This window comes from Variovorax gracilis (assembly GCF_030317115.1).
In the GTDB taxonomy this organism is placed as follows: Bacteria; Pseudomonadota; Gammaproteobacteria; order Burkholderiales; family Burkholderiaceae_C; genus Variovorax; species Variovorax gracilis.
In genome coordinates this window covers 1-3225 of the sequence record NZ_JASZYF010000078.1, presented here as the reverse complement: position 1 = coordinate 3225, position 3225 = coordinate 1, and the positions used below count along the sequence as shown (strand labels likewise).

The following is a 3225-nucleotide window of genomic DNA, read 5'->3' as shown; positions in this document are numbered from 1 at the left end:
TGCCGCCAGCTGGTTGGCCTGGCGAGCGTTGTCCGCGTTCTGCTTCACCGTGCTCGTGAGTTCCTCCATCGACGCCGCCGTCTGCTCCAGCGAACTGGCCTGCTCCTCGGTGCGCGACGACAGGTCCTGGTTGCCGGCGGCGATCTGGCTCGACGCCGTGGCGATCGTGTCGCTGGACGACTTGATCCTCCCGACGACCGACGTCAGCTGGTCCTGCATCTGCTTGATCGAATACAGCAGGCTGCCGGCATGCGCGGCGCCGGCTTCGACATTCATGCTCAGGTCGCCGGTCGCGATGCGGCCGACGACGTCCGCCGCATAGGCCGGCTCGCCGCCCAGCTGGCGCCCCAGGAGACGCGCGACCACCATGCCCAGGCCCACGCTGACCACGATGCCGATCAGCGCCATCACCAGCATCATCAATCGCGAGGTCTTGTAGGTGTCGGTCGCGTTCTCCGCGCTGGCCTTCGCCAGCTCGTTGCTGTAGGCGACCATGTTCTTCAGCACTTCCTCGACCGCGCGCGAATCCTTCAGCAGACGCGTGCTGTCCTCGACCACCTGGCCGTCGAACTGGGAGCTGTCCAGCGACTGCTTGGACACCAGCGTCACGAAGTCCGCCATGCGCTTGCCCAAGGGCGGCAGCAAGGCCTCGTACTGCTCGAAGAGCTTCTTGCCGGCCTCGCTCTCCTCGAACAGCGGCTTGACCTCCGCGGCCCGCGCCTGAAGGCTCTCCATGGAGGTCCTGAGCTCAGTGGAACCCGCATTGCGCTCGCCGCGCGTGGCGGCCGACAGCAGGGACATCTGGGCCCGGCTCGCATAGAGCAGGTGGATGTTGGCCTCCTGCACTGCCTGCAAGGCGCGAAGCTCGTGGGTGTAGAGCCTCTCCGTCGACGCGCTGATGCGCCCCATGTGGAAGATGCCGAGCGCGCTGACGACTGCTCCGACCGCCGCGACCACCAGGAAACTGATGACCAGTCGGGCAGTCACGCGAAGCTTTTGGAACCACTGCATTTCTTCTTCTTTCTTTGAGGGATGACGAAACTTAGAACTCGGCCCAATCGCCCGAGTTTTCTGCGGATGCCGCGACGCGTTGCGGTGCCGGCTGGGCCGCCGGACTCGCCTGCGCGCGCGGCGCACGCCGGGGCACCACCGCCCGGCTCGTCGAGCGTGCTTGCGCCAGCGCCCGATCGGCCTCGTGGTGGTGACCCAGCCTGAATACGCTGACCGCCTGGACCAGGCTGCCGGCCTGCTCCTGCAGCGACCCGGCCGCGGCTGCGGCCTCTTCCACCAGCGCGGCGTTCTGCTGCGTCACCTGGTCCATCTGCGTGATCGCCTGGTTGATCTGCTCGATCCCCGAGGTCTGCTCCTGGCTCGCCGCCGTGATCTCGCCCATGATGTCCGTCACCCGCTTCACGCTGTCGACGATCTCTTCCATCGTCTTGCCCGCTTCGGCCACCTGCTTGCTGCCTTCCTCGACCTTTTCCACCGAGTCGCCGATCAGCGTCTTGATCTCCTTGGCTGCGGCGGCCGAGCGCTGGGCCAGGCTGCGGACTTCGGATGCAACCACGGCAAAGCCACGGCCTTGCTCGCCGGCGCGCGCGGCTTCGACCGCCGCGTTCAGCGCCAGGATGTTGGTCTGGAAGGCGATGCCGTCGATCACCCCGATGATGTCCACGATCTTGCGCGACGACGCATTGATCGAGCCCATGGTGTCCACCACCTGGCTGACCACGCTACCGCCCTTCACCGCCACTTCGGACGCCGACACCGCCAACTGGTTGGCCTGACGCGCGTTGTCCGCGTTCTGCTTCACCGTGCTGGTGAGTTCCTCCATCGACGCGGCCGTCTGTTCCAGCGAGCTTGCCTGCTCCTCGGTGCGCGATGACAGATCCTGATTGCCCGATGCGATCTGGCTTGATGCCGTCGCGATCGTGTCCGTGCCCGTACGAACCTCGCCCACGATCTTCACCAGGCTGTTGTTCATGTCCTTCAGGGCGGTCAACAGCAGGCCGGTCTCATCCTTCGTCTGCGCGTCGATGCGGCTGGTCAGGTCGCCGGAGGCCACCGACTGCGCGACCTTCACCGCTTCCGACAGCGGACGCGCGACGATGCGGGCGATCCACAAGGCCAGTGCGAGGCCGAGGGCGACGCTGCCCGCCAGGATGCCGATCACCCAGAACCTCGCGCTCGCGTAGACCGCGTCGGCTGTTTCGTCCGCAGTCCTGGCGCCAGCCGTGTTCACGTCCACCATCCGCGCGAGCGCCCCGTTGGCAAGAAGATTGGCGCGCGAGGATTCCTCGTGGATCAGGGCGATCGCCTCTTCATTCTTCTGCGCGCGGGACAAGGCGAGAACCTTGTCGTGCTCCACCGTGTAGCGGTTCAACGCCTGGTTGAACTCAGCGAAGAGCCGCTTCTCCTCGGGCTCCGAGATGAGGGTCTGGTATTCGGCCCTGTTCTTCTGCAGATCGCTCCACGCTTCGTCCATCACCTTTTCGTAGCGCGTCATGTCGGCATCGGTGGTGGCGAGGATGTGCTCCAGCTCCTGCGAACGGAAGCTCGACAGGGCGCTCTTCATCGAAAGCAGGGTGCGCGTGGCCGGCATCCAGTTGGCGGTGATGTCGGTCGACATCTGGTTGACCTTCGCGAGCTGGACGACCGAGAAGACACCGACGAACACGGTCAATGCCAGCACCGCGATGAAGGACAGGAGCAGCTTCGCCGCAATCCTGAGGTTGTAGAACGCTTTCATATTGATCTCTCCCTTGGGCTTTCCGCCTTATGTCATGCTGAGCCTGGGCTCAAAATTCCGTCCAGTCGCCCGCGGCCGCACCTACGCTGGATGCGGCCAACCGGGGTTCCGTCCGGGTCGATTTTTCGCGGGATGCAGCGGGCAGCGACTTGGCGCGCACCGTCTTCGCCGCGCTGGCAGCCGTACCGGCCGCCGGCGCGAGGCGTGCCTTGGCACGGGCGGCCGAGCTGTCCTGGTTCAGCTTGAAGACGCTCACCACTTGCGACAGGCTGCCCGTCTGGTCCTGCAGCGATTGCGCGGCGGCAGAGGCCTCTTCCACCAGCGCGGCGTTCTGCTGCGTCACTTGGTCCATCTGCGTGATGGCTTGGTTGATCTGCTCGATGCCCGAGGTCTGCTCCTGGCTCGCCGCCGTGATCTCGCCCATGATGTCCGTCACCCGCTTCACGCTGTCGACGATCTCTTCCATCGTCTTGCCC

The 3225-nt window shown here is 65.5% G+C and carries 3 protein-coding genes; all 3 read right to left on the bottom strand.

Annotated elements, in window-relative coordinates; translation table 11 throughout:
- Positions 1-1011 (bottom strand): MCP four helix bundle domain-containing protein (locus QTH97_RS36700; protein ID WP_286573691.1); only part of this gene is annotated, 1011 nt, incomplete at its 3' end.
- A 31-nt stretch (positions 1012-1042) separates the two neighbouring features.
- A complete protein-coding gene (locus QTH97_RS36695) occupies positions 1043-2749 on the bottom strand; it encodes a methyl-accepting chemotaxis protein (RefSeq protein ID WP_286573690.1) in 1707 nt (568 codons plus the stop codon).
- Positions 2750-2798: 49 nt separating this feature from the next.
- On the bottom strand, positions 2799-3225 hold a 427-nt coding region (locus QTH97_RS36690; RefSeq protein WP_286573689.1), incomplete at its 5' end, for a methyl-accepting chemotaxis protein.

Coding starts and splice junctions, on each gene's coding strand:
- QTH97_RS36695 (WP_286573690.1), bottom strand. CDS start 2,749: ATGAAAGCGTTCTACAACCTCAGGATTGCGGCGAAGCTGCTCCTGTCC.